Source organism: Nocardioides sp. 31GB23 (genome assembly GCF_040012395.1).
Lineage (GTDB): Bacteria > Actinomycetota > Actinomycetes > Propionibacteriales > Nocardioidaceae > Nocardioides > Nocardioides salarius.
In genome coordinates this window covers 71,191-95,141 of record NZ_JBDYKJ010000005.1, presented here as the reverse complement: position 1 = coordinate 95,141, position 23,951 = coordinate 71,191, and the positions used below count along the sequence as shown (strand labels likewise).

Sequence of the window (23,951 nt, the reverse complement as noted above, 5' to 3'; positions counted from 1 at the left end):
CCCCCGCCGTTTCCCCCTGATCGGAGCCACCGTGCGCCCAGCCCGCACCAGCCTCGCCCGGCCGCCCCGCCGCCCGCACCACGGGCGACGCCGTCCCCTCCGGGTCGGTGCGCTCGCCCTGGTGGCGAGCCTGGCGCTGGCGGCCTGCTCCTCCGACGACGGGGGCGGGGGCGACGAACCGGCCGCCGAGGGCCCGGACGGCCAGAAGGTGAGCAAGGGCGCGACGCTCGACGCCACCTGGCCGCTGACCGGGTTGTCGGTCACCGGGTCGCAGTCGGCCGCCCAGGACCACCCCGTGATGGTGGTCAAGATGGACAACACGCCCTCGAGCGCGCCCCAGCGCGGGCTCGGCTCCGCCGACCTGGTCGTCGAGGAGCTCGTCGAGGGCGGGGTCACCCGGCTCGCGGCCTTCTACTACTCCGACATCCCCGGCACCGTGGGTCCGGTGCGCTCGATGCGCGCCAGCGACATCGGCATCGTCGCGCCGGCCGACGCCGCCGTGGTGACCAGCGGCGCGGCCCCGGTCACCCTGCAGCGGGTGCGCGGCGCCGGGATCACCTTCTTCTCCGAGGGCTCCAAGGGCTTCTTCCGCGACAACGCCCGCTCGGCGCCGTACAACCTCTTCACCGACCTCGAGGCCACCACCACCCTGGTCGAGGGCCCCGAGGAGCGTCCCGACGACTACCTGCCCTGGGGCGAGGCGGAGGACCTGCCGAAGGGCAAGCCGGCCACGTCGCTGTCGGCCGACTTCGGCAGCCACACCACGAGCTGGAGTCACGGCCCGAAGGGCTGGACCAACACCAACTCCTTCGCCGCCGCCGACGACCGGTTCCCGGCCGACACGGTGCTGGTGCTGCGGGTGCAGGTCGGCGACGCCGGCTACCGGGACCCGGCCGGCAACCCCGTGCCCGAGACCAAGCTCGAGGGCAAGGGCGAGGCGCTGCTCTTCCACGACGGCCGGATGGTGCGCGGGCAGTGGTCGAAGGCCACGCTCGAGGCGCCGCTGGCGCTGAAGGTGGGCGGCAAGCGGCTGACGGTCCCTGCCGGGCGCACCTGGGTCGAGCTGGTGCCCGCGGCGAGCGGGGCGGTCAGCTTCTCGCGCTGAGCCCGGCCAGTGGGCGGGCCGGCCGGATCAGCGGGACTGCTCGGGCGGCTCGGGCAGCTCGACCCCGGCGTCGGCCAGGGCCTGGAAGCCACTGATGATGAAGCCGATCGCGGTCTCGACCCGGGCAGCGGCCGCGATCGCGTCGTCCGAGCCGGCCACGGCCTCGCCCGCCGACGACATCGCACCGAAGAAGATCCGGGCGAAGGTCTGCTGCATGTCCTCGTCGAGGTCCCAGGGCCCGGCGTGCAGCACCGCGCGCACGATGTCGAGCACGTTGGCGAAGGTGGAGCGCTCCTCCTGCTCGCGGAAGCGCTCGTAGCCCAGCACCGAGGGACCCTCCTGGATCACGATGCGCCGGTAGGTCGGGTCCTGGACGACGACGAGGAAGGCCTCGAGGCCGGCGCGGGCCTTGGTCCACGGGTCGCGGTTCTCCTTCAGGGCCTTCTGGATGGCGCGTGAGGCCTCGGCCTCGACCCGCTCGAAGACGGCCTCGAAGAGCGCCTGCTTGCCGGAGAAGTGGTGGTAGAGCGCGCCCTTGGTGACCTCGGCGCCCCCGACGATGGCGTCGAGGGAGGTGCCCGCGTAGCCGTGCTCGGTGAAGAGCTCCTCGGCGACGTCCACGAGGGCGCGCTTGGTCGAGGCGGAGTACTGCTGGCGGCGGGTGCCCCCCACCCCGGGCACGCTGGGCACCTTCGGCACCAGCTTGTGGACGGAGGACTTCGGCATGGCACCACTCTAGGGACCCGCCTGTGCCGACCGTCACGTCGGCGTGCCGGTGCGGTGGTCAGGATCACGGCGCTGCCACCCCTCGGGCCGTTGCATACCGACGGTACGGGTCCGTACTCTCGGTACGTACTCAAGGTATGTGAACCTTGACCGACACAGGAGAAGCCATGACCTGGAACTCGTATCGCCACCGCGGGGAGACCCTCCGCCGTGTGATCGCCAGCGCCGATCTCCGACGCGACGGCCGCCTGCCGATGGACCTCGAGGGCGTCTCCGAGGCCTTCGGCTCCGAGCTCGACCTGCTCGGTGCGCTGCAGCTGCGCTGGCACACCCGCCTCGCCGGCCGCATCGAGCGCGAGCTGGTCGAGGACCCGATGGACCTCGAGCGGGCCGTCATCGCCGCCTGGCGCGCCACCGCCGACGAGCTGCCCGGTGTGCGGGCGATCGTCGACCAGCACCGCGAGCACCCCCTCGACGAGGGGATGGCCGTCGCGATGACCCGCGCGGAGGTCAAGGAGCGGGCCTTCCTGGCGGTGATGGCCGGACGTGCCAGCGCCAGCGACGCGGGCGCCGCCCGGGTCGGTGCCCGTCTCGAGGCCGCCGCCCGCGCCGACTGGCGCCCCCAGCCGGTCCGCCTGCAGCCCGAGCGTCCTACCCTGCTGCACCGGCTCCGAGCGGCGCTCGCCGCCTGAGTCGACCCCGATCCGGCCCGGACCTCCCACCGGGCCGTCCGACGGCCCCCGTCGGCGCGTCTCCCTCCCTCCCTGACGCGCCGCCGGGGGCTGTCCCCTTCCTGGCTGTGCCTGTTGTCGACCAGCGAGGAGCGCGCACCGTAGGTCGAGCAGGGAGGAGCGCCAGCGACGAGCGACGCCGAGACCCCGCGAGGTGACCGCCCGGCGCAACCACTCTCCGTACGCCATGGGCTCACCGGGTTTCGGCGTCGCTCGAGCCTTCGGCCCTCGCTGCTCAACCAACGGCGCGCGGCAGCACCGTTGGTCGAGAAGGGAGGAGCGCCAGCGACGAGCGACGCCGAGACCCCGCAAGAACCGAGCAGACCTCTCCTAGGTTCGTCGGTGGAAGGTGACCTGGTTGTCGCCACCGACATCGCTCTCGTACTCCGGATCATGGATCCGGCGGTGGTGGTAGGGACACAACAAACGTCCGCGGTCGAGGTCGGTGTGGCCGTGGCACGACCACGGGTCGTCGTGGTGGGCGTGGCACATCGCCGGTGGGGCGTCACATCCGCGGGCGGTGCAGCCTCCGTCACGGATACCCAACGCGATCCGCTGGCCCGGGGTGAAGTACCGCTTCGCACGGCCTACATCGAGTGGCTGGCTCTTGCCGCCCAGCACGACCGGGACGACGCCGGCCTCGCACGCCAGACGCCTCGCGGTGGCGGCGCTGATCCGGTCGCCGGTGTCGAGGGTGGCGGCCGCCAGGCCGTCCTTGAGCGAGTCGAGGGTCATCGTCACCACGACTGTGGCGTTCACGCCGCCGGCCTTCGGCAGTTCCTTGGGGTCCAGGCGTTCGACGAGTTCCACGAACGCGGCACCGAGCCGTTCCGCGGTGGGGCGGCGTACCGGCACCGGCGTCTCGTTCTGCTCCTCGCGCTCGTCCTGCTCGTTCGCCTCGTCGTCGGCGGCGCGGTTCGCTATCTGGTGCTTAGGGGCCGCGAATGCGAGCAGTGCTCGCTCCAGCATCTGACCCACCAGCAGCGGCACCGTGAAGGATCCCTTGATCCGGCCGTGGCCGTCCTCGCGCATCCGGAACACCGCCGACTTCTCGGCCTCGCGCTCCTCGCGGTCCAGCTGTTCGGCCTCCCATGCCTCGGCGACCTCGGGTGCGACCACTTCGAGGATGCGTCGGCCCAGCACCCGCAGCGCCTTCGCGTCGTGGACCTCCGCGTACGCGACCAGCGCCTTGGTGGCCTGTTCCAGCACGCCGGCGTCGAGGTCGTCGGGCAGCTCGTCCAGAGCTGTGCAGATCACCGACGCCTGCTCCGCGATGACATCGCCACGACCGAGCGCTTCCCGCACCAGGTCGTACCGGTCGAGACCCGCGGCGAGGCGTACCTGGCGGAACGATTCGCGCTTCGTCGACCGCGTCGCGTTGGAGTGCCACACCGCCACCGACGGCGAGGCGTTCGTCTCCGCCACCGCCACCGTTTCGGCGTGGGCGAGGGTCCGCGACTTCAGCTCGGTCACCCTCGCCTCGAGCTGCGAGAAGTCGACCAACGCCTCCGCCGTCGCGCTCTGGCTCATCGACCACAAGGGTGTCTCGGCGAGCTCGTCGAGCAGCGAGTGCATGCGCGCGAGCGCCCCGTTGATGGGGTGCGCCGCGGTGGTGGACATGAGTAAAGTATCTCAGGGCCCACCGACAAAGCACCAGGTCAGAAGCCGTTTTCCACAGGCAGATCGAAACTTTTTTCGAGACGATCTACCCGGTTCGTAAGCGACTGGTCGATGGTGCAAAAGCGACCGGTCGGTGGTGCGAAACTGACTGGTCGATGGTGCAGAAGTGACTGCTCGGCCATGATGGGGCCATGTCGAGCGAGGTGCGCGCCGGGATGCTGCTGGTGGCCAGTCCGGCGCTGCTGGACCCCAACTTCGCCGACACCGTGATCCTGCTGCTCGACGCCGACGACGAGGGTGCGCTCGGGGTCGTCCTCAACCGGCCGACCCCGGTGCCGGTCGCGGAGGTGCTGGCCGACTGGAGCCCGGTGGTCGCCGAGCCCGACGTGCTCTTCCAGGGCGGACCGGTCAGCACCGAGGGTGCGCTGGCGGTGGCCCACCTGGCCGGTGCCGCGCCGGGCGCCGAGCCGGTCGCTGCGCCCGGCTACCGGCCGCTGACCCCGACCCTGGGCCTGGTCGACCTCGACACGCCCGTCGAGCAGCTCGCCGGGCACCTCGACGCGCTGCGGATCTTCGCGGGGTACGCCGGCTGGGGCGCCGGCCAGCTCGACGACGAGATCGCCGAGGGCAGCTGGTACGTCGTGCCCGCGCACGACGACGACGTGTTCCGCGAGGAGACCACCGAGCTGCGCCGCGAGGTGATGCGCCGCCAGCCCGGCGAGCTGGCCTGGCACTCCACCCGTCCCGCCGATCCCGACCTGAACTGAGCGACCTTCTCGCGTAGGGTGGTCTCTCGTGAGCAGCTTCGGATTCGGGACCGGCACCGCCGTCGAGGAGGACGTCCGCGAGGACCGTCGCACGGTCCCGACCGACGATGGTGACCACGAGCGCTTCTCGCACTACGTCGACAAGGACAAGCTGACCGAGGCGATGGTGATGGGCACGCCCGTCATCGCCCTGTGCGGCAAGGTCTGGGTGCCCAGCCGCTCCCCGGAGAAGTTCCCGGTCTGCCCCGACTGCAAGGAAGTCTGGGACTCCTTCAACGACGGCGGCTCCGGCGGCTCCGGCGGTTCCGACGCGTGACGGGTTCCCACCAGCCGGACCTTCCCCTCGACGACGGGTCCGGCCCCTCGCTGACGCCCGCGCTGCCCCCCGCCTGGCCCGAGCGCGCCGCGTGGGGCACGGCCCCCCTGCTGCGCGCCTGGCAGCAAGCGGCGATGGAGAAGTACTTCTCCGAGCAGCCCCGCGACTTCCTCGCCGTGGCCACGCCCGGCGCCGGCAAGACCACGTTCGCGCTCTCGGTGGCCGCCGAGCTGCTCGGGCGCCGGCTCATCGACCGGGTCACGGTCGTGGCGCCGACCGAGCACCTCAAGACCCAGTGGGCGCAGGCCGCGGAGCGCGCCGGCATCCCCATCGACCCGACGTACGCCGCCGGCAAGGGCCGCACCGCGCAGGACTACGTCGGCATCGCGGTGACGTACGCCGGCGTGGCGGTCAACCCGCTGGCGATGCGGATCCGCACCGAGCGCTTCAAGACGCTGGTCATCCTCGACGAGGTGCACCACGCCGGTGACGCGCTCTCGTGGGGCGAGGGCGTGCGCGAGGCCTTCGAGCCCGCCGCGCGGCGCCTGGCCCTGACCGGCACGCCGTTCCGCTCCGACGTCAACCCGATCCCGTTCGTCAGCTACGCCCCCGGCCCCGACGGCATCCCGCGCTCCGCGGCCGACTTCACCTACGGCTACTCCCACGCCCTGGCCGACCACGTGGTGCGCCCGGTGCTGTTCCTGGCCTACTCGGGGGAGATGAGCTGGCGCACCCGCGCCGGCGACGAGGTCGCCGCGCGCCTGGGCGAGCCACTGACCAAGGACCTGACCAACCAGGCGCTGCGCACCGCGCTCGACCCCGAGGGCTCGTGGATCCCCTCGGTGCTCGCCGCGGCCGACAAGCGGCTCTCCGAGGTGCGCCGCCACGTCCCCGACGCCGGCGGCCTGGTGATCGCCACCGACCAGGACAGCGCCCGCTCCTACGCCAAGACGCTGCGCAAGATCACCGGCGAGGCCGCCACGGTCGTGCTCTCCGACGAGAAGGCGGCCTCGAAGAAGATCAGCGCCTTCGCCGCCGACGACTCACGCTGGATGGTCGCGGTGCGGATGGTCTCCGAGGGCGTCGACGTGCCCCGCCTGGCCGTCGGCGTGTGGGCCACGACCACCTCGACCCCGCTCTTCTTCGCCCAGGCGGTCGGGCGCTTCGTGCGGGCCCGGACCCGCGGCGAGATCGCCTCGATCTTCCTGCCCTCGGTGCCGCGGCTGCTCTCCTTCGCCTCCGAGATGGAGGTCGAGCGCGACCACGTGCTGGGCCGCAAGGTCACCGACGAGGACGACATCTTCGCCGCCGAGGACGACCTGCTGGCCCAGGCCAACGCCAGCGAGTCGGCCTCCTCGGAGGAGCAGTCGCTCTCCTTCGAGGCGATCGGCTCCGAGGCCCGCTTCGACCACGTGCTCTACGACGGCGCCACCTTCGGCCACGAGGGGGAGGTGCAGGTCGGCTCCGAGGAGGAGATGGACTTCCTCGGCATCCCCGGCCTCCTCGAGCCCGGCCAGATGCGCGACCTGCTGCGCCAGCGCCAGTCCGACCGCGCCCGCAAGCAGAAGCCCGCCCCCGCGGCCGCGACGCCGGCCCCCAGCGTGGAGCAGGTCTCCACCCACGAGCAGCTGGCCGTGCTTCGCCGCGAGCTCAACGGACTGGTGGCCGCGTGGTTCCACCGCACCGGCCAGGCCCACGGCATCACCCACGCCGCGCTGCGCAAGGAGTGCGGCGGGCCGGCCGCGGCCATCGCCAACGCCGAGCAGCTGCGCGCGCGCATCGACCGGGTGCGCGAGTGGGCGGCCCGCAAGTCGGGCTGAGCCCGGCCGGCCGCACGCCCTAGACTCCACCCGTGCCGGCCGAGACCTCCCAGACCCTCGACCGCGGGCTGCTGGTCCTCGAGACGCTCGCCGGCTCGGCCGGTGGGCTCACCGTCACCGAGCTGGCCGCCAAGCTGGGGGTCAACCGCACCGTGGTCTACCGGCTCGTGGCCACCCTCGAGCAGCACACGCTCGTACGCCGCGACGCCCGCGGCCGCCTGCACGTCGGGCTCGGCGTGCTGCACCTGGCCTCGGCCGTGCAGCCGGTGCTGCGCGACCTGGCCGGGCCGGTGCTGCGCCGCCTGGCCGAGACCGTGGGCTGCACCGCCCACCTGACCGTCGCCGAGGGCGCCGAGGCGCTCGCCGTCGCCGTCGTGGAGCCGTCGTGGACCGACTTCCACGTCGGCTACCGCGTCGGCACCCGGCACCCGCTGGCCCAGGGCGCCGCCGGCCGGGCCGTGCTGCTGGCGCGCCGGGGGCGCGCGGGCGCGGCGTACTCGGTGACGGAGGGGGAGCTGCAGACCGGCGCGCGCGGCCTGGCCGCGCCCGTGCGCGACGTCGACGGGCTCGAGGCCAGCGTCGGCATCGTCACCCTGGGCAGCCTCGACGAGCGGGCGGTCAGCCAGGCGGTCATCGCCGCCGCCGACGAGGTCGCGGCGCTCCTCTCGGGGCGCGAGGGCTGAGGCCGCCGCCCCGGTCAGCCTCCCACCGCCGCGGCCACCCGGGCCAGCGGCAGGGTGCGGTAGCCGACCTGGGTGGCCAGCGCGATGACCGTGGAGGACCGGGTGATCGCGGGGTGCGCCAGCACCCGGTCGATGACGCGCTGCAGGTCGGCGTTGGAGCAGGCCACCACCCGCGCGAACAGGTCGCCGGCCCCGGTGATGGTGTGCACCTCCAGCACCTCGGCGATCCGGGCGAGGTGCTCGCCGACCAGGTCGTGGCCGCTGGCGCCCGGCGCCTCGCCGGCGACCGGGGTGCCGACGTCCTGGCGGATCTCGAGGGTCAGGAAGGCGGTGACGGGGTAGCCCAGTGCGGCGGGGGACAGGTCCGGGCCCCACCCGGTCACCACCCCGCGCTCGACCAGCCTGTCGAGCCGCGCCTGCACGGTGCCCCGGGCGACGCCGAGCCGGCGCGACGCCTCGAGCACGCCGATGCGCGGCTCCGCGCTGAAGAGGTCGATCAACCTGACGTCCAGACCGTCCACGCGGCGACTCCTGACTGTGCAACCTGACCAGCGTGTCGGCGTACTGTTGCACACTCTGTCCTGCCTGGCCACGCTGAGCCCATGACCACCACGCACGAGACCCCCACCACCGGCGGCGCCCTCACCGAGGACGAGCTCAAGGCCGACCTGACCCTCGACCAGCTGCGCCAGCTCGTCGGCCTGGTCGAGTACGACGCCAGCAGCGACCCCTTCCCGGTCACCGCGATGGACGCCGTGTGCTTCGTGGTGGGCAACGCCACCCAGACCGCGACCTTCTACCAGCTGGCCTTCGGCATGGACCTCGAGGCCTACCGCGGCCCCGAGACCGGGCTGCGCGACGCCAAGGTCTACGTGCTGCGCTCGGGCAGCGCGCGCTTCGTCTTCGCCGGCGGGGTCACGCCCGACAGCCCGCTGCTCGAGCACCACCGCAAGCACGGCGACGGCGTCGTCGACCTGGCCCTGGAGGTGCCCGACGTCGACCGCTGCATCGAGCACGCCCGCTCGGTCGGCGCGACCATCCTCGACGAGCCCTACGACATCTCCGACGAGCACGGCACCGTGCGGATGGCGGCCATCGCGACGTACGGCGAGACCCGCCACAGCCTGGTCGACCGCTCACGCTACACCGGCCCCTACCTGCCCGGCTTCGAGGCGCGCACGACCGCGGTGACGCGCCGCGAGGGCCACCCGCGCCGGCTCTTCCAGGCCGTCGACCACTGCGTCGGCAACGTCGAGCTCGGCCGGATGGACGAGTGGGTCACCTTCTACAACAAGGTCATGGGCTTCACGAACATGGCCGAGTTCATCGGCGACGACATCGCCACCGACTACTCCGCGCTGATGTCGAAGGTGGTGGCCAGCGGCAACCACCGCGTGAAGTTCCCGCTCAACGAGCCCGCGATCGCGAAGAAGAAGTCGCAGATCGACGAGTACCTGGAGTTCTACGACGGCGCCGGCTGCCAGCACATCGCGCTGGCCACCGGCGACATCCTGCGCTCGGTCGACATCCTGCGCGCCAACGGGATCGCCTTCCTCGACACGCCCGACTCCTACTACGACGACCCGGCCCTGCGCGAGCGGATCGGCGAGGTGCGGGTGCCGATCGAGGAGCTGAAGAAGCGCGGCATCCTGGTCGACCGCGACGAGGACGGCTACCTCCTGCAGATCTTCACCAAGCCGATCGGCGACCGGCCGACGGTCTTCTACGAGCTCATCGAGCGGCACGGCTCGCTCGGCTTCGGCAAGGGCAACTTCAAGGCGCTCTTCCAGGCGATCGAGCGCGAGCAGGAGCTGCGCGGCAACCTCTGAGCCCCGGGCCAGGGGTGGTGACCCACCTCACCACCCCTGGCACCCATCCGTTCCTCGTCGTCCCTGCGAACCCCTGTCACACGAAGCAACAATCTCTACACAGACAGGGAGAGCACTCATGCGCTCGACCACCAGCACCCACCGCACCACCGGCACCCGTCGCGTCCGTCGCGTCGTGGGGGGCCTCGCGGCGACCGCGCTGGTCGCCCTGCCGATCAGCGCCTGCGGCACCGAGGAGGACGCCGGTGACGCCGCAGCCGCCGCCACCAGCTCCGAGTCCTCCGAGTCCTCCGAGGCCGGCGCTCCCGAGCCGGTCGCGGCCATCGAGTCGCTGACCGGTGAGGACACCCAGATCACCCTCGACCAGGGCTTCCTCGACGCACTGACCCAGCTCGAGCTGGCGCCGGGCACGATCGGGGAGGCGACCCTCGAGGGCGCCGAGCTCAGCTTCCCGATCACCGGCGGCAACGTGACCGTCTTCGAGCCGGGCACCGTGTCGCCGTACGTCATCGGCCAGCTGCAGCACGTCTCCTCCGGGCTCTCGCTGAGCGCCGGCGACACCACCGTGCAGCTCGAGAACCTCAACGTCGACCCGGGCGTCTCCCGCGTCTACGGCGACGTGCTGGTCAACGGCAAGGTCGCCGTCGAGAGCGCCTTCCTCTTCCAGCTCGACGGCCGCACGCTCAACCCCCTCGAGGTCCAGGGTGACCAGGCGATCCTCGAGGGCACCGAGGTCAAGATCTCGGAGCCCGCCGCCGGGCTGCTGAACGACACGTTCGGCACCGACGCGGTCAAGGCCGGCCTGCTCGTCGGCATCGCGGAGATCACGGTCGACCTGCCCGCCTGAGCGGCTCGACCCATCCGGGAGGGGGGACGGTGACGAACTGTCACCGTCCCCCTTGCTCCCTCCGAACGGATCCCGTCATGGCCCTGCGCCCGCCCTCCCGTCCTCTGCGCCGCCTCGCCGCCGGCGCTGCCGTGCTCGCCCTCGCCCTGCCGCTGTCGGCCTGCGGCGACGACGCCGACGCCTCCAGCGACGCACCGCCGCAGCCCGTCGCCGAGATCACCGCCGTCAAGGGCAAGAACACCGCCATCAAGCTCGACAAGGGCTTCACCGACGCGCTCGGCTCGCTGGGTCTGACCCCCGGCGTGACCGGTGGTGCCAAGCTGGCCAAGGGCTCGCTGGTCTTCCCGATCAGCGGCGGCAACGTCTCGGTCTTCACGCCGGGCGAGGTCTCGCCGTACGTCATCGGCCAGCTGCAGCACGAGGGCTCGGGGCTCACCCTGGCCGCCGGCGGCACGACCGTGCGGCTCAGCAACTTCAACGTCGACCCCGGCGTGTCCCGGGTGTACGGCGACGTGGCGGTCAACGGCCAGACCGCGGTCACCAGCGCCTACCTCTTCCGGCTCGACGGCCGCACGCTGAAGGACCTCGCCACCATCAAGGACGGCAGGCTCGCGGTGCTCGAGGGCACCAAGGTCTTCATCTCCGACGTGGCCGCCGGGCTGCTCAACGACACCTACGGCACCAAGGCCGTCACCGACCAGCTGCTCGTCGGCATCGCCAAGATCACCGTCAACACCGCGTCCGGCTGAGGGCTGCCGTCGGGGCGGTCATCGGGCAGGATCGCGGGCATGAGCACCCGCATCGCGTTCCTGCGCGCCATCAACCTCGGGGCCAGGCGGAAGTTCCCGCGCGACGACGTCGTGGCCGCGGTCGAGGGCGCCGGCTTCACCGGCGTGCTGACCCACCTCAACACCGGCAACGTGCGGCTGGAGACCTCGATGCGCTCCGCGGCGCGCATCGAGGCCGCCCTGGAGGCGGCGTTCCTGGCCGACCGCGGCTTCGAGGTCCCCACGCTCGTGCTCACCCCCGACGAGCTGCGCGAGGTCGACGCCGCCGCCACGGCGATCGAGCACGACGGCCACCACTACGTCGCGCTCCTGCGCGAACGGCCCGCCCCCGAGGCGCTCGCCGCCCTGCAGGCCCGGGCGGGCGAGGGGGAGCGGGTGGTCCTCGGCGGCCGCGCCGTGCACCTGCTCGTCGGCGCCGACGGCGTGCACGGCACGCGGCTCAGCAACAACCTCGTCGAGAAGGTCCTCGGCACGGTCGCCACCACCCGCAACCCCACGGTGCTGCGGACGCTGGTGGAGCGCTGGTGCTGACGCGGGCGACCGGGGCCCGCCTCAGGCGGGGGCCACGGGTGCGCCCTGCGCCTGCGGCTCACGCGGCAGGTCACGGACGCTGCGCGAGAGCAGGGTCAGCAGGGCGACCGCCGTGAGCAGCAGACCGGCCGCCAGCATCACCCGCTGCAGCCCGAAGGCGACCGCGAGCGGTCCGGCCAGCAGCTGACCCAGGGGGATCGCCGCGAACGACCCGAGCGCGTCGTAGGAGAAGGCCCGCGACAACATGTCGGGCGGCACGTTCTCCTGCATCGCCAGGTTCCACGCCAGCTCGAAGACGCCGATCCCGGCGCCGGCGGCCAGCGCCGCCAGCAGGGCGATGCCCAGGTCGTCGGTGAGGCCGAGCGCGACGAGCGGGGCGCCGTACACGGCGGTGCCGAGCATGCCCCAGAAGAGCGGACGCTCCAGTCGCACCCGCAGCAGCACCAGCCCGGCCACGAGGAGGCCCAGGGCCTCGGCCGACAGGACCAGGCCCCAGCCGCGCTCACCGAGCGCGGAGCCCTTGGCCAGCGCCGGACCGAGGGTGAAGAAGCCGCCCTGGTGGACCGCGCAGATCATGCTGAAGGCCAGGACGACCACCCACAGCCACGGCGTGGTGCGGAAGTAGGTCCACCCCTCGCGCAGGTCGGCGACGGCCGAGGAGCCGGCGGCGCGCACCGGCCGCGGCAGGTCGATGCGGGAGAGCAGCGCCGCGGCGCCCAGGTAGGTCACCCCGTCGACCCCGAGCGCCCAGCCGGGCCCGACCCCCACGACCAGCAGGCTCGAGACGGTCGGACCCGCGACCGCCAGCGCACCCCCGGCCATCGAGACCAGCACGTTGGCCGGCTGCAGCTGGGCGCGCGGCACCAGCTGGGGCAGCACCCCGGCCAGCGCGGGCAGCGCCGCTGCGGCCGCGACGCCGTTGACCGCGGTCAGCAGCACGACGTGCCAGATCTGGGCCTCGCCGGTGATCACGAGGGTGGCGATGGCGAGCTGGCTGAGGCCGGCCACGACGTTGGAGGTCTGGATGACCAGGGTGCGTCCGAACCGGTCGGCGAGCACGCCCCCGACGAGCAGGAAGACGACCATCGGGATGCTGTGCGCGGCCAGCACCACCCCCAGCGCGGTGGGGGAGTCGCTGATCTGCAGCACCGCGAACGCCAGCGCGACCGGCGCCATCAGGGCGCCCATCAGGTTGACGATGCGCGAGGAGAAGTAGAGGCGGAAGTTGCGCTCGCGCAGCGGCGCGAGCGCTCCGGTGGTGCTCATCGCCCTGCCTCGTCGTGTGCCCCGTCGTCTGCCCCGTCGTCTGCCTCGTCGTCGGTCCCGTCGTCCATCCGGAAGGCCAGCGCGGTCGCGCTGATGTGCACGGTGCCCTCGGTGCGGGGTGGGCGGTTGCGCTCGTGCACCAGGCGCGAGGCGCGCACCAGCAGCTCGAGCACCTCGTCCCAGGTCTCCTCGTCGACCCAGCCCTCCAGGTCGCTGCTCAGGCTCGGGGTGGAGGCCGCGCGCGACCGGCTGCGGCGCTCGAGCTCCTTGCCCAGGGCGCGCAGGTACGGCGAGGGGGTGCCCGGCCTGCGCTGGGCCCCCGGCTCGCCCGGCACCAGGTCGCGCTCGTGGGGGTAGCGGTAGCGCTTGGCCACGCCCCCGCGGATCTTCTCCTCGCCGTCGACCACCAGCTCGTCGGCGTCGGCCAGCAGCCGCAGGTGGTAGCTGGCGTTGGCGTGGGTCAGGCCCAGCTCGCGCGCCACCTCGGCCGCGCTCATCGCCGTACCGGTCAGCAGCGAGAGGATCCGCAGCCGCACCGGGTGGGCGATGGCCCGCATCGCCGCGATCTCGTCCGTCATCTCACCCTCCAAGAAGTCTTGGACAGTAGTAGACGCCTCGCCGTTCCTGACTGTCAAGCACTTATTGGGGAGTCGCGGACGAGCAGTCACTTCTGCACCGGTGCGAAAGTGACTGCTCGTGCCTACTCGCCGCGGAAGGCCGGGCGGCGGCGCTCGGAGAAGGCAGCCATGCCCTCGGCGACGTCGGCGGTGCGCATCAGCACGCTCTGGCCGCTGCGCTCGCGCTCGAGGGCGTCCTCGAGGGGGAGGAGGGTGGCGGCGTTGACGGCCTTCTTGGTGGCGGCCAGGGCCAGCGGTGGCCCGGAGGCCAGGCGGCGGGCCAGGGTGGCGACCAGGTCGGCGAACTCGTCGTCGGCGGCCAGGTGGGAGACCAGGCCGGCGTCGTAGGCCTCCTGGGCCGAGAGCGGCTCGGCGAGCAGCGCCATCCGCATCGCGCGGGCCCGGCCGATCGACGCCGCGACGGTGGCCGAGGCGCCGCCGTCGGGCATGAAGCCGATGCGCGTGAAGGCCAGCAGGTACGACGACGAGGCCGCCGCGACACTGAGGTCGGCGGCCAGCGCGAGCGAGCACCCGACCCCGGCGGCGATGCCGTTGACCGCCGCCAGCACCGGCCGGTCGCAGGCCACGACCGCGCGCACGACCCGGTTGGTCACGTCCATGGCCCGCACGTCGAAGCGCTCGTGGGCGGCCTCGCCGCTGATGTCGGCGCCGGTGCAGAAGGCGGGCCCGGTGCCGGTGAGCACCACCACGCGCACGTCGTCGCGCGCCGGCACCGACTCGAGCAGGTCGGCCAGGCCCAGCATCATCTCCCCGGAGACGGCGTTGAAGACCTCGGGGCGGTCGAAGCGCGCGGTCAGCACCCCGTCGGCCAGGTCGACCACCAGGCCGGGCACCGGCGGCGTGGACCCCTGCTCAGGCAACCTGCACCCCGTGGGCCTCGAGCTCGCTGAGGGCGGCGGTGGTGGTCTCGGGGGCGACGCCGGCGCACAGCCGGCTCAGCAGTCGGGTGCCGAACCCGGCCGCGACGGCGTCGAGGGCGGTCGCGCGCACGCAGTGGTCGGTGGCCAGCCCGCAGACGTCGACCTCGGTGACCCCGCGCCGGCGCAGCCAGTCGGCCAGCGTGGCGCCGTCGTCGTCGTGGCCCTCGAAGCCCGAGTACGCCGCCTCGTGGCGGCCCTTGAGGAAGACGGCCTCGAAGGGCGCCGGGTCGAGGTCGGGGTGGAACTGCTCGCCGGCGGTGCCGACCTCGCAGTGCACCGGCCACGAGGTGGCGAAGTCGGGCTCGCTCGACCAGTGGTCGCCGGGGTCGACGTGGTGGTCCTTGGTGGCCACCACGTGGTCCCAGCCGGGCGCCTCTGGCCCGCCCGCCGTCCACTGCCGGAGGAGGGCGTCGACGTCGCGCGCCACCTGGCCGCCCCCGGTCACGGGCAGCGAGCCGCCCTCGCAGAAGTCGTTCTGCACGTCCACGACGATGAGTGCTCGGGTCATGGCGCGACCCTAGCCACGCGCCGGCGCGGCGGCATCCACCCGCTCGGTGGGCAGCACCGGCTGGCCGCGGCCCAGCGACTGCGCGGCCAGCGGCAGCTCCTCGCGCGAGGCGTGGTGGCGCTCCCGGGCCCGGGCGAGCGGCTCGCGGCCCACCACCTCGCCACCGCGCACCAGGTCGACCAGCAGGTCACGGCTCCCGGCGCCGGTGGCCGGTGCCTCCCCGGTGCCGACCACCTCGGCCTCGGCCCGCCCGTCGGGGCCGAGGCGGCGCCGGGCCCACTTGCGGCCACCGAAGGAGGCCTTCTTGCTGCTGCGCTTGGCCACCGGCTCCAGGTCGCCGTGCCGGTCCTCGCGGGCCACGAGCTTGTAGACCATCCCGCAGGTGGGGTGCCCGCTGCCGGTGACCAGCTGGGTGCCCACGCCGTACCCGTCGACCGGCGCGGCGCCCAGCGCCGCGATCGCGTACTCGTCGAGGTCGCTGGTCACCACGATGCGGGTCTCGTGCGCGCCGAGGGAGTCGAGCTGGGCGCGCACCTGGTGGGCGAGCACCGCGAGGTCGCCGGAGTCCAGGCGCACCGCGCCGAGACCGGGCCCGGCGACCTCGACGCCCAGGCGCACCGCCTCGGCGACGTCGTAGGTGTCGACCAGCAGGGTCGTGCCGACGCCCAGCGAGTCGACCTGGGCGCGGAACGCGTCGTCCTCGCTGTCGTGCAGCAGCGTGAAGCTGTGCGCCGAGGTGCCCGTCGAGGGCACTCCCCAGCGGTGCCGCGCGGCGAGGTTCGAGGTCGCCTCGAACCCCGCGACGTACGCCGCCCTCGCCGCGGCCACCGCCGCCTCCTCGTGGGTGCGCCGCGAGCCCATCTCGATGCACGGGCGCTCGCCGGCGGCGCGGGTCATCCGCGAGGCCGCCGCGGCGATGGCGGAGTCGTGGTTGTAGATCGAGAGCAGCAGGGTCTCGAGCAGCACGGCCTCGGCGAAGCTCGACTCGACCTGCAGCAGCGGGGAACCCGGGAAGTAGGTCTCGCCCTCGCCGTAGCCGCGCACGTCGCCGGAGAAGCGGTAGGAGGCCAGCCACGACAGCGTGCGGTCGTCGACGACGCCCTCGAGCGCGGCCAGCGACTCCTCCTCGAAGCGGAACCGCTCCAGCGCCTCGAGCGCCCTGCCGACCCCGGCGAGCACGCCGTAGCGCCGTCCGTCGGGCAGGGAGCGCGAGAACAGCTCGAAGACGCACCGCCTCTCGGCGGTGCCGGCGGCCAGGGCGGCCTGCAGCATCGTCAGCTCGTAGTGGTCGGTGAGCAGCGCGGTCGACCCGGTCACGTGCCCACCCTAGGGATCACCCCTCGTCGCTGTGCAAGCATGGTGGCGTGTCCGCGCCCAGCCCGGTCGAGGTCGAGCCGACCACGACCCCCGACGAGCTCCTCAGCCCCGCGACCCCGTGGGTGACCATCGTGTGGAACGACCCGGTCAACCTGATGAGCTACGTCGCCTACGTCTTCCGCTCCTACTTCGGCTACTCCAAGAAGAAGGCCGAGAAGCTGATGATGCAGGTGCACGAGGAGGGCCGCTCGGTGGTCTCGGCGGGCAGCCGCGAGGAGATGGAGCGCGACGTGCAGGCCATGCACGAGTACGGCCTGTGGGCCACCATGCAGAAGGACGACTGAGCCGTGAGCGCCTTCGCCCGTCACCGTCGCAGCAAGCGCGTGATCGCCACCTTCACCGGCTTCGAGGCCGACCTGCTGCGCTCGCTGGCCTCGCAGCTGGTCGAGCTGCTGCGCAACGAGGCGGCCGTGCCCGACGACGACCGCGACCCGCTCGAGGCGATGATGGACTTCTCGGGGCCCACGACGGCGCCCGACGACCCGGTCCTCGCGCGGCTCTTCCCGACCGCCTACCCCGACGACGAGGAGGCGGCCGGCGAGTTCCGCCGCTTCACCGAGGGCGCCCTGCGCGACAGCAAGGCCGCCGCGGCCTGCTCGATCATCGACACCCTCGAGGAGGCCGGGCTGCCGCCCGAGCTCGACGAGGACGGCCTGATGATCGACGTCGAGCTCGAGCAGGTCACCGCCACCGCCTGGCTGCGCTCCTTCGCCGACCTGCGCCTCGCGCTGGCGACCCGCCTCGACGTCCAGGAGGACGACGAGGACTACTGGCTCTCGCTGCCCGAGGACGACCCGCGCTCGCAGGCCCACGACATCTACGAGTGGGTCGGCTACCTGCAGGAGACCCTGGTCGACGCCCTGAGCCACTGAGCCGCTGAGCCGGTGAGCCCGTCGGGCTGCTCGGGCCAGGGCGCCGCGGCGGGTCAGACGACCCCGAGGGCCAGCATCGCGTCGGCGACCCTGCGGAAGCCGGCGATGTTGGCGCCGGCCACGTAGTCGCCGGGCACGCCGTACTCCTCCGCGCTGGTCGCGCAGCTCTCGTGGATGCCGGCCATGATCTGGTGCAGGCGCTCCTCGGTGTGCTGGGCGGTCCAGGAGTCGCGCGAGGCGTTCTGCTGCATCTCCAGCGCACTGGTGGCCACGCCGCCGGCGTTGGCGGCCTTGCCGGGCGCGAAGAGCACCCCGCCCTTCTGGAAGACGTCGACCGCCTCGGGGGTGCAGGGCATGTTGGCGCCCTCGGCCACCGAGAGCACGCCGTTCTCGACCAGCGTGGTCGCCGCCTCGGCGTCGAGCTCGTTCTGGGTCGCGCAGGGCAGCGCCACCTCGCAGGCCACCTCCCACACGTCGCCGCCCTCGACGAAGCGGGCCCCCTCGCGCTCCTCGGCGTACGCCGAGATGCGGGCCCGGTCGACCTCCTTGACCCGGCGCAGCAGGTCGATGTCGAGACCGGCCTCGTCGACGACGTAGCCCGAGGAGTCGGAGCAGGCCACGACCTGGGCGCCCATCTCGGCCGCCTTCGCGGCGGCGTAGATCGCCACGTTGCCCGAGCCCGAGACCACCACCCGGCGCCCCGAGATGCCCTTGCCGGCCGCGGCCAGCATCTGCTCGGTGAAGAAGACGGTGCCGTAGCCGGTGGCCTCCTTGCGCACCTGCGAGCCGCCGTAGGCCAGGCCCTTGCCCGTCAGCACGCCGGACTCGTAGCGGTTGGTGATGCGCTTGTACTGCCCGAAGAGGTAGCCGATCTCGCGCTCGCCGACACCGATGTCGCCGGCCGGCACATCGGTGTACTCGCCGAGGTGGCGGTAGAGCTCGGTCATCAGCGACTGGCAGAAGCGCATCACCTCGCCGTCGCTGCGGCCCTTGGGGTCGAAGTCGGAGCCGCCCTTGCCGCCACCGATCGGCATGCCGGTCAGCGCGTTCTTGAAGACCTGCTCGAAGCCGAGGAACTTCACGATGCCCAGGTAGACCGAGGGGTGGAAGCGCAGCCCGCCCTTGTAGGGGCCCAGCGCGGAGTTGAACTCGACGCGGAAGGCCCGGTTGACCTGCACCACGCCCTGGTCGTCGACCCACGGCACCCGGAAGATCAGCTGCCGCTCGGGCTCGCAGATGCGCTCGATGACCGACTGGTCGGCGTACTCGGGGTGGCGGCGCACGACGGGGGAGAGGGTCTCGAGGACCTCCAGCACGGCCTGGTGGAACTCGCGCTCGCCGGGGTTGCGCGCCAGGACCGTCTGGTAGTGCTCGTCGAGGACCGGATCGAGGGAGGTCATGCCCGCACCCTAGGAGACCGGTGCGCCACCATGGGGTGGTGCCCATCCCTCCCTTCGTCGAAGAGCTGCGCCGCATGGTCGGCGCCCACCAGCTGTGGCTGCCCGCCGTCACGGCGGTGGTCGTGCGCGAGCGGGCCGGGGGCCGCGAGGTGCTGCTGACCCTGCGCGCCGACAACGGCCGCTGGGCGCCGGTGACGGGCATCCTCGACCCCGGCGAGGAGCCGGCGCTCGCCGCGGTGCGCGAGGCGCGCGAGGAGGCGTGCGTCGACATCGAGGTGCAGCGGCTGGCCTCGGTCAGCGTCAGCCCGCCGATCACCCACCCCAACGGCGACCGGGGCATCTACCTCGACCTGACCTTCGCCTGCACCTGGACCGGGGGAGAGGCCGCGGTCGGCGACGACGAGAACACCGAGGTGCGCTGGTGGCCCGTCGACGCGCTGCCCGAGATGGCGCCCTGGCTGCTGCGCCGCATCGAGGCGGGGCTCAGCGACGAGACCGCGGCGGCCTTCCTGACCTGACCCCCTAGGCTGGTCCGGTGCTGAGCATCGACCGGACGACGTACGACGCGATCGTCGCGCACGCCAAGCGCGACCACCCCGACGAGGCCTGCGGCATCGTGGCCGGCCCCGAGGGCAGCGACCGCCCCGAGCGCCACGTCGAGATGGTCAACGCCGCGGGCAGCCCGACGTTCTACGAGTTCGACCCCACCGAGCTGCTCGAGCTCTACAAGCAGATGTGGGACAACGACGAGGAGCCGGTGGTGATCTACCACTCGCACACCGCCACCGAGGCCTACCCCTCGCGCACCGACATCGGGCTCGCGAGCGAGCCCGGGGCGCACTACGTGCTCGTCAGCACCCGCGAGCACGGGAATAACGAGGGGCCTGTGGAGTTCAGGTCCTACAGGATCGTCGACGGCGAGGTCAGCGAGGAGGACGTCGCCGTCCTCGACGCGCTCCCCTGAGCGCGGCGCCGGTCCCCGCACGAGTCCCACCACCAGCAGAACCCCGAACCAGTTCCCGAACCAGCCCCGAACGAGCTAGGAGCACCTGTGTCCATCGAGGTCCGTATCCCGACCATCCTGCGCACCTACACCGGAGGCGAGAAGGCCGTGAACGGTGACGGTGCCAGCCTGAGCGCCCTCATCGACGACCTCGAGGCCAACCACCCCGGCATCAAGGACCGCCTCGTCGAGGACAAGAACGGCAAGGACGACCTGCGCCGCTTCGTCAACATCTACGTCAACGACGAGGACGTGCGCTTCATCGGCGGCCTCGAGGCTCCGCTCAGCGACGGCGACCAGGTCGTCGTGCTGCCGGCCGTCGCCGGCGGCTGCTGAGCGGCGCGGACGTGACCGAGCGTCGCACCTTCGTCATCGTCGACGGCGAGAACATCGACGCGACGCTCGGCAACTCGCTCCTGGGGCGTCGACCGACCCCCGAGGAGCGCCCGCGCTGGGAGCGCGTGACGACGTACGCCGAGCAGCTGTGGGGCCAGCCCACCCAGGGGCTGTTCTTCCTCAACGCCTCCAGCGGCCAGCTGCACACGCCGTTCGTGCAGGCGCTGCTGGCGATGGGCTACCGCCCCGTCCCGCTGTCGGGCGGGCACGACGTCAAGGTCGTCGACGTCGGCATCCAGCGCACGCTGGAGGCGATCGCCCAGCGCGGCGACGACGCCCCCGTCGACGTGCTGCTGTGCAGCCACGACGGCGACTTCGCGCCGCAGGCGGGTGCGCTGCTCGACGCCGGTCACCGCGTGGGTCTGCTGGGCCTGCGCGAGTTCATGAGCACCGCCCTGACCGGCCTGGGCCTCGAGGTGCACGACCTCGAGGACGACGTCGCGGCCTTCCTCTCCCCGCTGCCGCGGGTGCGGATCATCCCGCTCGAGGAGTTCGACCCGGCCTACTTCCTTCGCTGAGGAGCCTTCGCCACACCATGCGCTACGACAACCTGCTCGCCTCCGTCGGCGGCACCCCGCTCATCGGGCTGCCGCGCCTCTCGCCGAGCCCCGACGTGCGCCTGTGGGCCAAGCTCGAGGACCGCAACCCCACCGGCTCGGTCAAGGACCGCCCGGCGCTGCGGATGATCGAGGAGGCCGAGCGCGACGGCACGCTGCGCCCGGGCTGCACGATCCTCGAGCCGACCAGCGGCAACACCGGCATCTCCCTGGCGATGGCCGCCAAGCTCAAGGGCTACCGGATCGTGTGCGTGATGCCCGAGAACACCTCCGAGGAGCGGCGCCAGCTGCTGCGGATGTGGGGGGCCGAGATCATCTCCTCACCCGCCGCCGGCGGCTCCAACGAGGCCGTGCGGGTGGCCAAGCTGACCGCGCAGGAGCACCCCGACTGGGTGATGCTCTACCAGTACGGCAACGAGGCCAACGCGCTCTCGCACGAGGACACCACCGGCCCCGAGCTGCTGGCCGACCTGCCCGAGATCACCCACTTCGTCGCCGGGCTCGGCACCACCGGCACCCTGATGGGCACCAGCCGCTTCTTCCGCCGGGCCAAGCCCGAGGTGCGCATCGTGGCTGCCGAGCCGCGCTACGGCGAGCTCGTCTACGGGCTGCGCAACCTCGACGAGGGCTTCGTGCCCGAGCTCTACGACGCCGACCTGATCGACTCCCGCTTCTCCGTCGGCCCCCGCGACGCGGTGCGCCGGGTGCGCGAGCTGCTCGAGCTCGAGGGCATCTTCGCCGGGGTCTCCACCGGCGCGATCCTGCACGCGGCGCTGGGCCAGGCCGCCAAGGCCGTCAAGGCCGGGGAGAGCGCCGACATCGCCTTCATCGTCTGCGACGGCGGCTGGAAGTACCTGTCCACCGGCGCCTACGAGGGCACCGTCGACGACGCGGAGGACCGGCTCGAGGGCCAGCTCTGGGCCTAGCGGCCCGCCCGCCGCGAGCGAAGCGGCGTACGAGGTGGCGTTCATCTCCTACCCTGGGGCGATGAGCCCGCAGCTCCGTCGTCCGCACCGGCACGCCCTGACCGGCGTCCTGGCCGGAGTGGTGGCCGGTGTCCTGCTGCTGGCTCCGCTGCCGGCGGCGGGCGTGACCGAGGAGCCGGAGCCGGCCCCCGAGCCGGCGCCGGTGGTGAGCACGAGCCCGCCGCGGGTGGTGGGGGAGGCCGTCTTCGACGAGCGGCTGCGGGCCAAGCACGGCAGCTGGACCACGGCCGACCCCGAGGCCGGGCTGAGCTTCACCTACCGCTGGCTGCGCGACGGCGAGCGCGTGCGGGGAGCCCGCGAGCGCACCTACCGCCCCGGCCTCGACGACCTGCGCCACCGGCTGGCCGTCGAGGTCACCGCCCACGACGACGAGGGCGCCCGGGCCACGGCGTTCTCGGCGGCGACCGAGCCGGTGCGCCGGGCCGACCTCGCGCCGCGCAGCGCGCCGCGGGTGCTCGGCACGCAGCGCTTCGGGCACGTCCTGCGGGGCGACGCCGGGCGCTGGAGCACCCGGCCGACGACGGTGCGCTGGCGGTGGCTGCGTGACGGCGAGCCCGTCACCGGGGCGCGTGGTCGCGCCCGCGCCGTGGCCCCCGACGACGTCGGGCACCGGCTGCGCGTGCAGGTGCGGGTGGACGCCCCGGGCCACCGCCCCGCGAGGGCGACCTCGCGCGTCACGGCCCCGGTCCGCCACCGTGTCGACCTGCGCCGCACCGTCAGCTACAGCATCACCACCCGCGGTCGCACCACGACCAAGGTGCGCGACTTCGCGCGCCTGGCCCAGCAGACGTACGACGACCCGCGCGGCTGGCGCGGCGCCGGCGTCGGGTTCCGCCGGGTGGCCGAGGGCGGCGCGTTCACGCTGGTGCTGGCGCAGGCGTCGACGCTGCCGTCGTTCCACCCGATCTGCTCGACGCAGTACAGCTGCCGGGTGGGCCGCTACGTGGTCATCAACCAGGACCGCTGGCGCACCGCGACCCCGCCCTGGAACGCCGCCGGCGGGAGCCTGCGCGACTACCGCCACATGGTCGTCAACCACGAGACCGGTCACTGGCTGGGGCTGGGGCACGGCTCCTGCCCGGGGGCAGGGCGGCCGGCGCCGGTGATGCAGCAGCAGTCGAAGGGGCTGGGCGGCTGCCGGTTCAACCCGTGGCCGGTCGCGGGCGAGCGCGGGCGCGTCTGATGGCCGCTGCCGTCGCCCGCGCGGTGCCTGCCGTCAGGGAGCGGTGACGTCGAGGTCCTGCTCGTGGTTCATCTGCGAGCCCGGCACCGCGGGCAGCCCCAGCAGGTCGAGCGAGAGGTTGGCCAGGTCGCCGTTGCGCACCGGTTGGCGAGCCCGCCGGTAGCCAGGACGGGCGTCGCCGGGGTCGCGGTAGTCGGGGTTGAGGTCGTAGAGGTCGCCCGCGCTGACGCCCGGGCCCCACACGACGAAGGGGACCGTGTGGTTGACCAGCAGGCGGGCGTCGTCGTGCCGCGTGCCGGTGCCGCCGTGGTCGGAGGTCAGCACCACCCGCACGCTGCTCGCCAGCCGCGGCGTCGACTCCACCCGGGCCACCAGCCGGCCCACGAGGCGGTCGGCCTCGCGCACCGCGTCGCGGTAGGCCGCCGAGCCGAAGCCGTGGTCGTGGCCGGCCGTGTCGGGGCTCGCGAGGTGCACGAAGGTGAAGGCGCGCTCGTGGCGGGCCAGGTCGCGGCGGGCCCGCGCGACGACTCGTCGGGGGTCGCTCGCGAGCACGAAGCGGTCCACTGCCCGGGGCCACGACCGACGCAGGAGCGAGAGCTTCTGCTTGCCGACGAACAGTGCCGAGCCGCCACCGGAGCGGCGGACCTCGCTGAGCACCGAGCGCACCGGACCTCCGGCGGCTCGTTGCACCGTGGTGCCGCCACGGTGCTCGTTCCAGGTCACGCCGTGCCCACCGCGACCCGCGTCCACCCGGCGCCCGGTCACCTCGGTGGTGTGGCCGGGCAGGGTCTCGGTGCGCTCGCGGGCCGTGCGGGCGTTGAGGGTGCCGGCCCCCTCGGCGAGGAGCCGGTGCAGCACCGGGGTGCCCTCGGCCCCGAGCCGCTCGACGACGTCGGGGCGCAGCCCGTCGACCGAGACGGCCAGCACCCGGGGGGCCGGCTCCGTCGCCGAGCCGGCCGCCCCGGTCGTGGGCGCGTCGAGCGGCACCGGCTCGGCCCGCGAGCAGGCCGCGGCCGGTGCGAGCGCGAGCACGAGGGCGACGGGGAGCGCGAGCAGGCGGCGTACGAGCACGACAGCAGCGT

Annotated in this window: 28 protein-coding genes; 18 read left to right on the top strand and 10 right to left on the bottom strand. The window is 73.2% G+C overall.

Going from position 1 to position 23,951, the window contains the following annotated elements; translation table 11 throughout:
* Positions 1 to 31: 31 nt before the first annotated feature.
* Positions 32 to 1,105 (top strand): DUF3048 domain-containing protein, encoded by a 1,074-nt coding sequence (locus tag ABKW28_RS02835; RefSeq protein WP_348606187.1) that lies wholly within the window; start codon positions 32 to 34, stop codon positions 1,103 to 1,105.
* A 27-nt stretch (positions 1,106 to 1,132) separates the two neighbouring features.
* On the opposite strand, the gene ABKW28_RS02830 is transcribed toward ABKW28_RS02835, so the two are convergent.
* Positions 1,133 to 1,831, bottom strand: coding sequence for a TetR/AcrR family transcriptional regulator (locus ABKW28_RS02830; protein ID WP_193669154.1), 699 nt, complete (start codon positions 1,829 to 1,831; stop codon positions 1,133 to 1,135).
* Positions 1,832 to 1,998: 167 nt separating this feature from the next.
* Between ABKW28_RS02830 and ABKW28_RS02825 the strand changes: the two genes are divergently transcribed.
* A complete protein-coding gene (locus ABKW28_RS02825; protein ID WP_348606185.1) occupies positions 1,999 to 2,523 on the top strand; it encodes a hypothetical protein in 525 nt (174 codons plus the stop codon).
* Positions 2,524 to 2,892: 369 nt separating this feature from the next.
* Here ABKW28_RS02825 and ABKW28_RS02820 read toward each other — a convergent pair whose 3' ends face one another.
* The gene (locus ABKW28_RS02820; RefSeq protein ID WP_348606183.1) at positions 2,893 to 4,182 is read right to left on the bottom strand and encodes a DUF222 domain-containing protein; all 1,290 of its coding nucleotides are present in this window, start codon (positions 4,180 to 4,182) and stop codon (positions 2,893 to 2,895) included.
* 191 nt (positions 4,183 to 4,373) lie between these two features.
* Between ABKW28_RS02820 and ABKW28_RS02815 the strand changes: the two genes are divergently transcribed.
* From ABKW28_RS02815 to ABKW28_RS02800, 4 genes are read left to right on the top strand one after another with little or no spacing between them, the layout of a single operon-like run.
* Positions 4,374 to 4,949 (top strand): YqgE/AlgH family protein, encoded by a 576-nt coding sequence (locus ABKW28_RS02815; RefSeq protein ID WP_341230977.1) that lies wholly within the window; start codon positions 4,374 to 4,376, stop codon positions 4,947 to 4,949.
* 28 nt (positions 4,950 to 4,977) lie between these two features.
* A complete protein-coding gene (locus ABKW28_RS02810) occupies positions 4,978 to 5,265 on the top strand; it encodes a DUF3039 domain-containing protein (protein WP_193667721.1) in 288 nt (95 codons plus the stop codon).
* Positions 5,266 to 5,315: 50 nt separating this feature from the next.
* Positions 5,316 to 7,085, top strand: coding sequence for a DEAD/DEAH box helicase (locus ABKW28_RS02805; protein WP_348606201.1), 1,770 nt, complete (start codon positions 5,316 to 5,318; stop codon positions 7,083 to 7,085).
* A gap of 32 nt (positions 7,086 to 7,117) precedes the next feature.
* Positions 7,118 to 7,768 (top strand): helix-turn-helix domain-containing protein, encoded by a 651-nt coding sequence (locus ABKW28_RS02800; RefSeq protein ID WP_193667723.1) that lies wholly within the window; start codon positions 7,118 to 7,120, stop codon positions 7,766 to 7,768.
* 14 nt (positions 7,769 to 7,782) lie between these two features.
* On the opposite strand, the gene ABKW28_RS02795 is transcribed toward ABKW28_RS02800, so the two are convergent.
* The gene (locus ABKW28_RS02795; protein WP_348606182.1) at positions 7,783 to 8,289 is read right to left on the bottom strand and encodes an Lrp/AsnC family transcriptional regulator; all 507 of its coding nucleotides are present in this window, start codon (positions 8,287 to 8,289) and stop codon (positions 7,783 to 7,785) included.
* A gap of 81 nt (positions 8,290 to 8,370) precedes the next feature.
* On the opposite strand from ABKW28_RS02795, the gene hppD reads away from it, so the two are divergent.
* The 4 genes from hppD (at position 8,371) to ABKW28_RS02775 (ending at position 11,763) form a co-directional block, all read left to right on the top strand.
* Positions 8,371 to 9,597, top strand: a complete 1,227-nt coding sequence (gene hppD / locus ABKW28_RS02790; RefSeq protein WP_348606180.1) for a 4-hydroxyphenylpyruvate dioxygenase — start codon at positions 8,371 to 8,373, stop codon at positions 9,595 to 9,597.
* A gap of 118 nt (positions 9,598 to 9,715) precedes the next feature.
* Positions 9,716 to 10,444, top strand: coding sequence for a hypothetical protein (locus ABKW28_RS02785; RefSeq protein ID WP_348606178.1), 729 nt, complete (start codon positions 9,716 to 9,718; stop codon positions 10,442 to 10,444).
* A 77-nt stretch (positions 10,445 to 10,521) separates the two neighbouring features.
* The gene (locus tag ABKW28_RS02780) at positions 10,522 to 11,193 is read left to right on the top strand and encodes a hypothetical protein (RefSeq protein WP_348606176.1); all 672 of its coding nucleotides are present in this window, start codon (positions 10,522 to 10,524) and stop codon (positions 11,191 to 11,193) included.
* 39 nt (positions 11,194 to 11,232) lie between these two features.
* The gene (locus tag ABKW28_RS02775) at positions 11,233 to 11,763 is read left to right on the top strand and encodes a DUF1697 domain-containing protein (protein ID WP_341231288.1); all 531 of its coding nucleotides are present in this window, start codon (positions 11,233 to 11,235) and stop codon (positions 11,761 to 11,763) included.
* A gap of 21 nt (positions 11,764 to 11,784) precedes the next feature.
* Here ABKW28_RS02775 and ABKW28_RS02770 read toward each other — a convergent pair whose 3' ends face one another.
* The 5 genes from ABKW28_RS02770 to ABKW28_RS02750 form a co-directional block, all read right to left on the bottom strand.
* Entirely contained in the window at positions 11,785 to 13,029 is a 1,245-nt protein-coding gene (locus ABKW28_RS02770; protein WP_348606174.1) for an MFS transporter, read from the bottom strand.
* Positions 13,026 to 13,607 (bottom strand): helix-turn-helix domain-containing protein, encoded by a 582-nt coding sequence (locus ABKW28_RS02765; RefSeq protein ID WP_348606172.1) that lies wholly within the window; start codon positions 13,605 to 13,607, stop codon positions 13,026 to 13,028. The genes ABKW28_RS02770 and ABKW28_RS02765 overlap by 4 nt, the downstream gene beginning before the upstream one ends.
* Before the next feature lie 122 nt (positions 13,608 to 13,729).
* On the bottom strand, positions 13,730 to 14,527 hold the full coding sequence (locus tag ABKW28_RS02760) for an enoyl-CoA hydratase (protein ID WP_348606170.1): 798 nt from the start codon (positions 14,525 to 14,527) through the stop codon (positions 13,730 to 13,732).
* On the bottom strand, positions 14,520 to 15,095 hold the full coding sequence (locus tag ABKW28_RS02755) for an isochorismatase family protein (protein ID WP_348606168.1): 576 nt from the start codon (positions 15,093 to 15,095) through the stop codon (positions 14,520 to 14,522). The genes ABKW28_RS02760 and ABKW28_RS02755 overlap by 8 nt, the downstream gene beginning before the upstream one ends.
* Positions 15,096 to 15,104: 9 nt before the next feature.
* Positions 15,105 to 16,412: a nicotinate phosphoribosyltransferase gene (locus ABKW28_RS02750; RefSeq protein ID WP_348606167.1), complete on the bottom strand. Its 1,308-nt coding sequence runs from the start codon at positions 16,410 to 16,412 to the stop codon at positions 15,105 to 15,107.
* A gap of 47 nt (positions 16,413 to 16,459) precedes the next feature.
* Here ABKW28_RS02750 and clpS point away from each other — a divergent pair, with 47 nt between their 5' ends.
* Together clpS and ABKW28_RS02740 are read left to right on the top strand one after the other, a co-directional pair.
* Positions 16,460 to 16,756: an ATP-dependent Clp protease adapter ClpS gene (gene clpS, locus ABKW28_RS02745; RefSeq protein ID WP_193667732.1), complete on the top strand. Its 297-nt coding sequence runs from the start codon at positions 16,460 to 16,462 to the stop codon at positions 16,754 to 16,756.
* 3 nt (positions 16,757 to 16,759) lie between these two features.
* Entirely contained in the window at positions 16,760 to 17,344 is a 585-nt protein-coding gene (locus ABKW28_RS02740; protein ID WP_341230640.1) for a DUF2017 domain-containing protein, read from the top strand.
* A gap of 53 nt (positions 17,345 to 17,397) precedes the next feature.
* Here the strand turns inward: ABKW28_RS02740 and gdhA are convergent, their stop codons facing one another.
* Positions 17,398 to 18,744, bottom strand: coding sequence for an NADP-specific glutamate dehydrogenase (gene gdhA, locus ABKW28_RS02735; RefSeq protein WP_193667734.1), 1,347 nt, complete (start codon positions 18,742 to 18,744; stop codon positions 17,398 to 17,400).
* A 38-nt stretch (positions 18,745 to 18,782) separates the two neighbouring features.
* On the opposite strand from gdhA, the gene ABKW28_RS02730 reads away from it, so the two are divergent.
* The 6 genes from ABKW28_RS02730 to ABKW28_RS02705 all read left to right on the top strand — a co-directional run bounded on the left by ABKW28_RS02730 (position 18,783) and on the right by ABKW28_RS02705 (position 22,869).
* A complete protein-coding gene (locus ABKW28_RS02730) occupies positions 18,783 to 19,262 on the top strand; it encodes an NUDIX domain-containing protein (RefSeq protein ID WP_193667735.1) in 480 nt (159 codons plus the stop codon).
* Positions 19,263 to 19,279: 17 nt separating this feature from the next.
* Positions 19,280 to 19,708: a M67 family metallopeptidase gene (locus ABKW28_RS02725; protein WP_193667736.1), complete on the top strand. Its 429-nt coding sequence runs from the start codon at positions 19,280 to 19,282 to the stop codon at positions 19,706 to 19,708.
* Positions 19,709 to 19,795: 87 nt separating this feature from the next.
* Entirely contained in the window at positions 19,796 to 20,083 is a 288-nt protein-coding gene (locus ABKW28_RS02720; RefSeq protein ID WP_193667737.1) for a MoaD/ThiS family protein, read from the top strand.
* An 11-nt stretch (positions 20,084 to 20,094) separates the two neighbouring features.
* Positions 20,095 to 20,661: an NYN domain-containing protein gene (locus ABKW28_RS02715; RefSeq protein ID WP_193667738.1), complete on the top strand. Its 567-nt coding sequence runs from the start codon at positions 20,095 to 20,097 to the stop codon at positions 20,659 to 20,661.
* Positions 20,662 to 20,678: 17 nt separating this feature from the next.
* Positions 20,679 to 21,626 carry a pyridoxal-phosphate dependent enzyme gene (locus tag ABKW28_RS02710; protein ID WP_204797148.1) on the top strand — a complete coding sequence of 316 codons (948 nt, stop codon included), beginning with the start codon at positions 20,679 to 20,681 and terminating at the stop codon, positions 21,624 to 21,626.
* Between the two features lie 61 nt (positions 21,627 to 21,687).
* Entirely contained in the window at positions 21,688 to 22,869 is a 1,182-nt protein-coding gene (locus ABKW28_RS02705; protein ID WP_348606165.1) for a DUF3152 domain-containing protein, read from the top strand.
* A 33-nt stretch (positions 22,870 to 22,902) separates the two neighbouring features.
* On the opposite strand, the gene ABKW28_RS02700 is transcribed toward ABKW28_RS02705, so the two are convergent.
* Positions 22,903 to 23,940: an alkaline phosphatase family protein gene (locus tag ABKW28_RS02700; protein WP_348606163.1), complete on the bottom strand. Its 1,038-nt coding sequence runs from the start codon at positions 23,938 to 23,940 to the stop codon at positions 22,903 to 22,905.
* Between the last annotated feature and the right edge of the window lie 11 nt (positions 23,941 to 23,951).

Coding starts and splice junctions, on each gene's coding strand:
- ABKW28_RS02815 (WP_341230977.1), top strand. CDS start 4,374: ATGTCGAGCGAGGTGCGCGCCGGGATGCTGCTGGTGGCCAGTCCGGCG.
- ABKW28_RS02770 (WP_348606174.1), bottom strand. CDS start 13,029: ATGAGCACCACCGGAGCGCTCGCGCCGCTGCGCGAGCGCAACTTCCGC.
- ABKW28_RS02820 (WP_348606183.1), bottom strand. CDS start 4,182: ATGTCCACCACCGCGGCGCACCCCATCAACGGGGCGCTCGCGCGCATG.
- hppD (WP_348606180.1), top strand. CDS start 8,371: ATGACCACCACGCACGAGACCCCCACCACCGGCGGCGCCCTCACCGAG.
- ABKW28_RS02705 (WP_348606165.1), top strand. CDS start 21,688: ATGAGCCCGCAGCTCCGTCGTCCGCACCGGCACGCCCTGACCGGCGTC.
- ABKW28_RS02710 (WP_204797148.1), top strand. CDS start 20,679: ATGCGCTACGACAACCTGCTCGCCTCCGTCGGCGGCACCCCGCTCATC.
- ABKW28_RS02775 (WP_341231288.1), top strand. CDS start 11,233: ATGAGCACCCGCATCGCGTTCCTGCGCGCCATCAACCTCGGGGCCAGG.
- ABKW28_RS02780 (WP_348606176.1), top strand. CDS start 10,522: ATGGCCCTGCGCCCGCCCTCCCGTCCTCTGCGCCGCCTCGCCGCCGGC.
- gdhA (WP_193667734.1), bottom strand. CDS start 18,744: ATGACCTCCCTCGATCCGGTCCTCGACGAGCACTACCAGACGGTCCTG.
- ABKW28_RS02755 (WP_348606168.1), bottom strand. CDS start 15,095: ATGACCCGAGCACTCATCGTCGTGGACGTGCAGAACGACTTCTGCGAG.
- ABKW28_RS02765 (WP_348606172.1), bottom strand. CDS start 13,607: ATGACGGACGAGATCGCGGCGATGCGGGCCATCGCCCACCCGGTGCGG.
- ABKW28_RS02825 (WP_348606185.1), top strand. CDS start 1,999: ATGACCTGGAACTCGTATCGCCACCGCGGGGAGACCCTCCGCCGTGTG.
- ABKW28_RS02785 (WP_348606178.1), top strand. CDS start 9,716: ATGCGCTCGACCACCAGCACCCACCGCACCACCGGCACCCGTCGCGTC.
- ABKW28_RS02830 (WP_193669154.1), bottom strand. CDS start 1,831: ATGCCGAAGTCCTCCGTCCACAAGCTGGTGCCGAAGGTGCCCAGCGTG.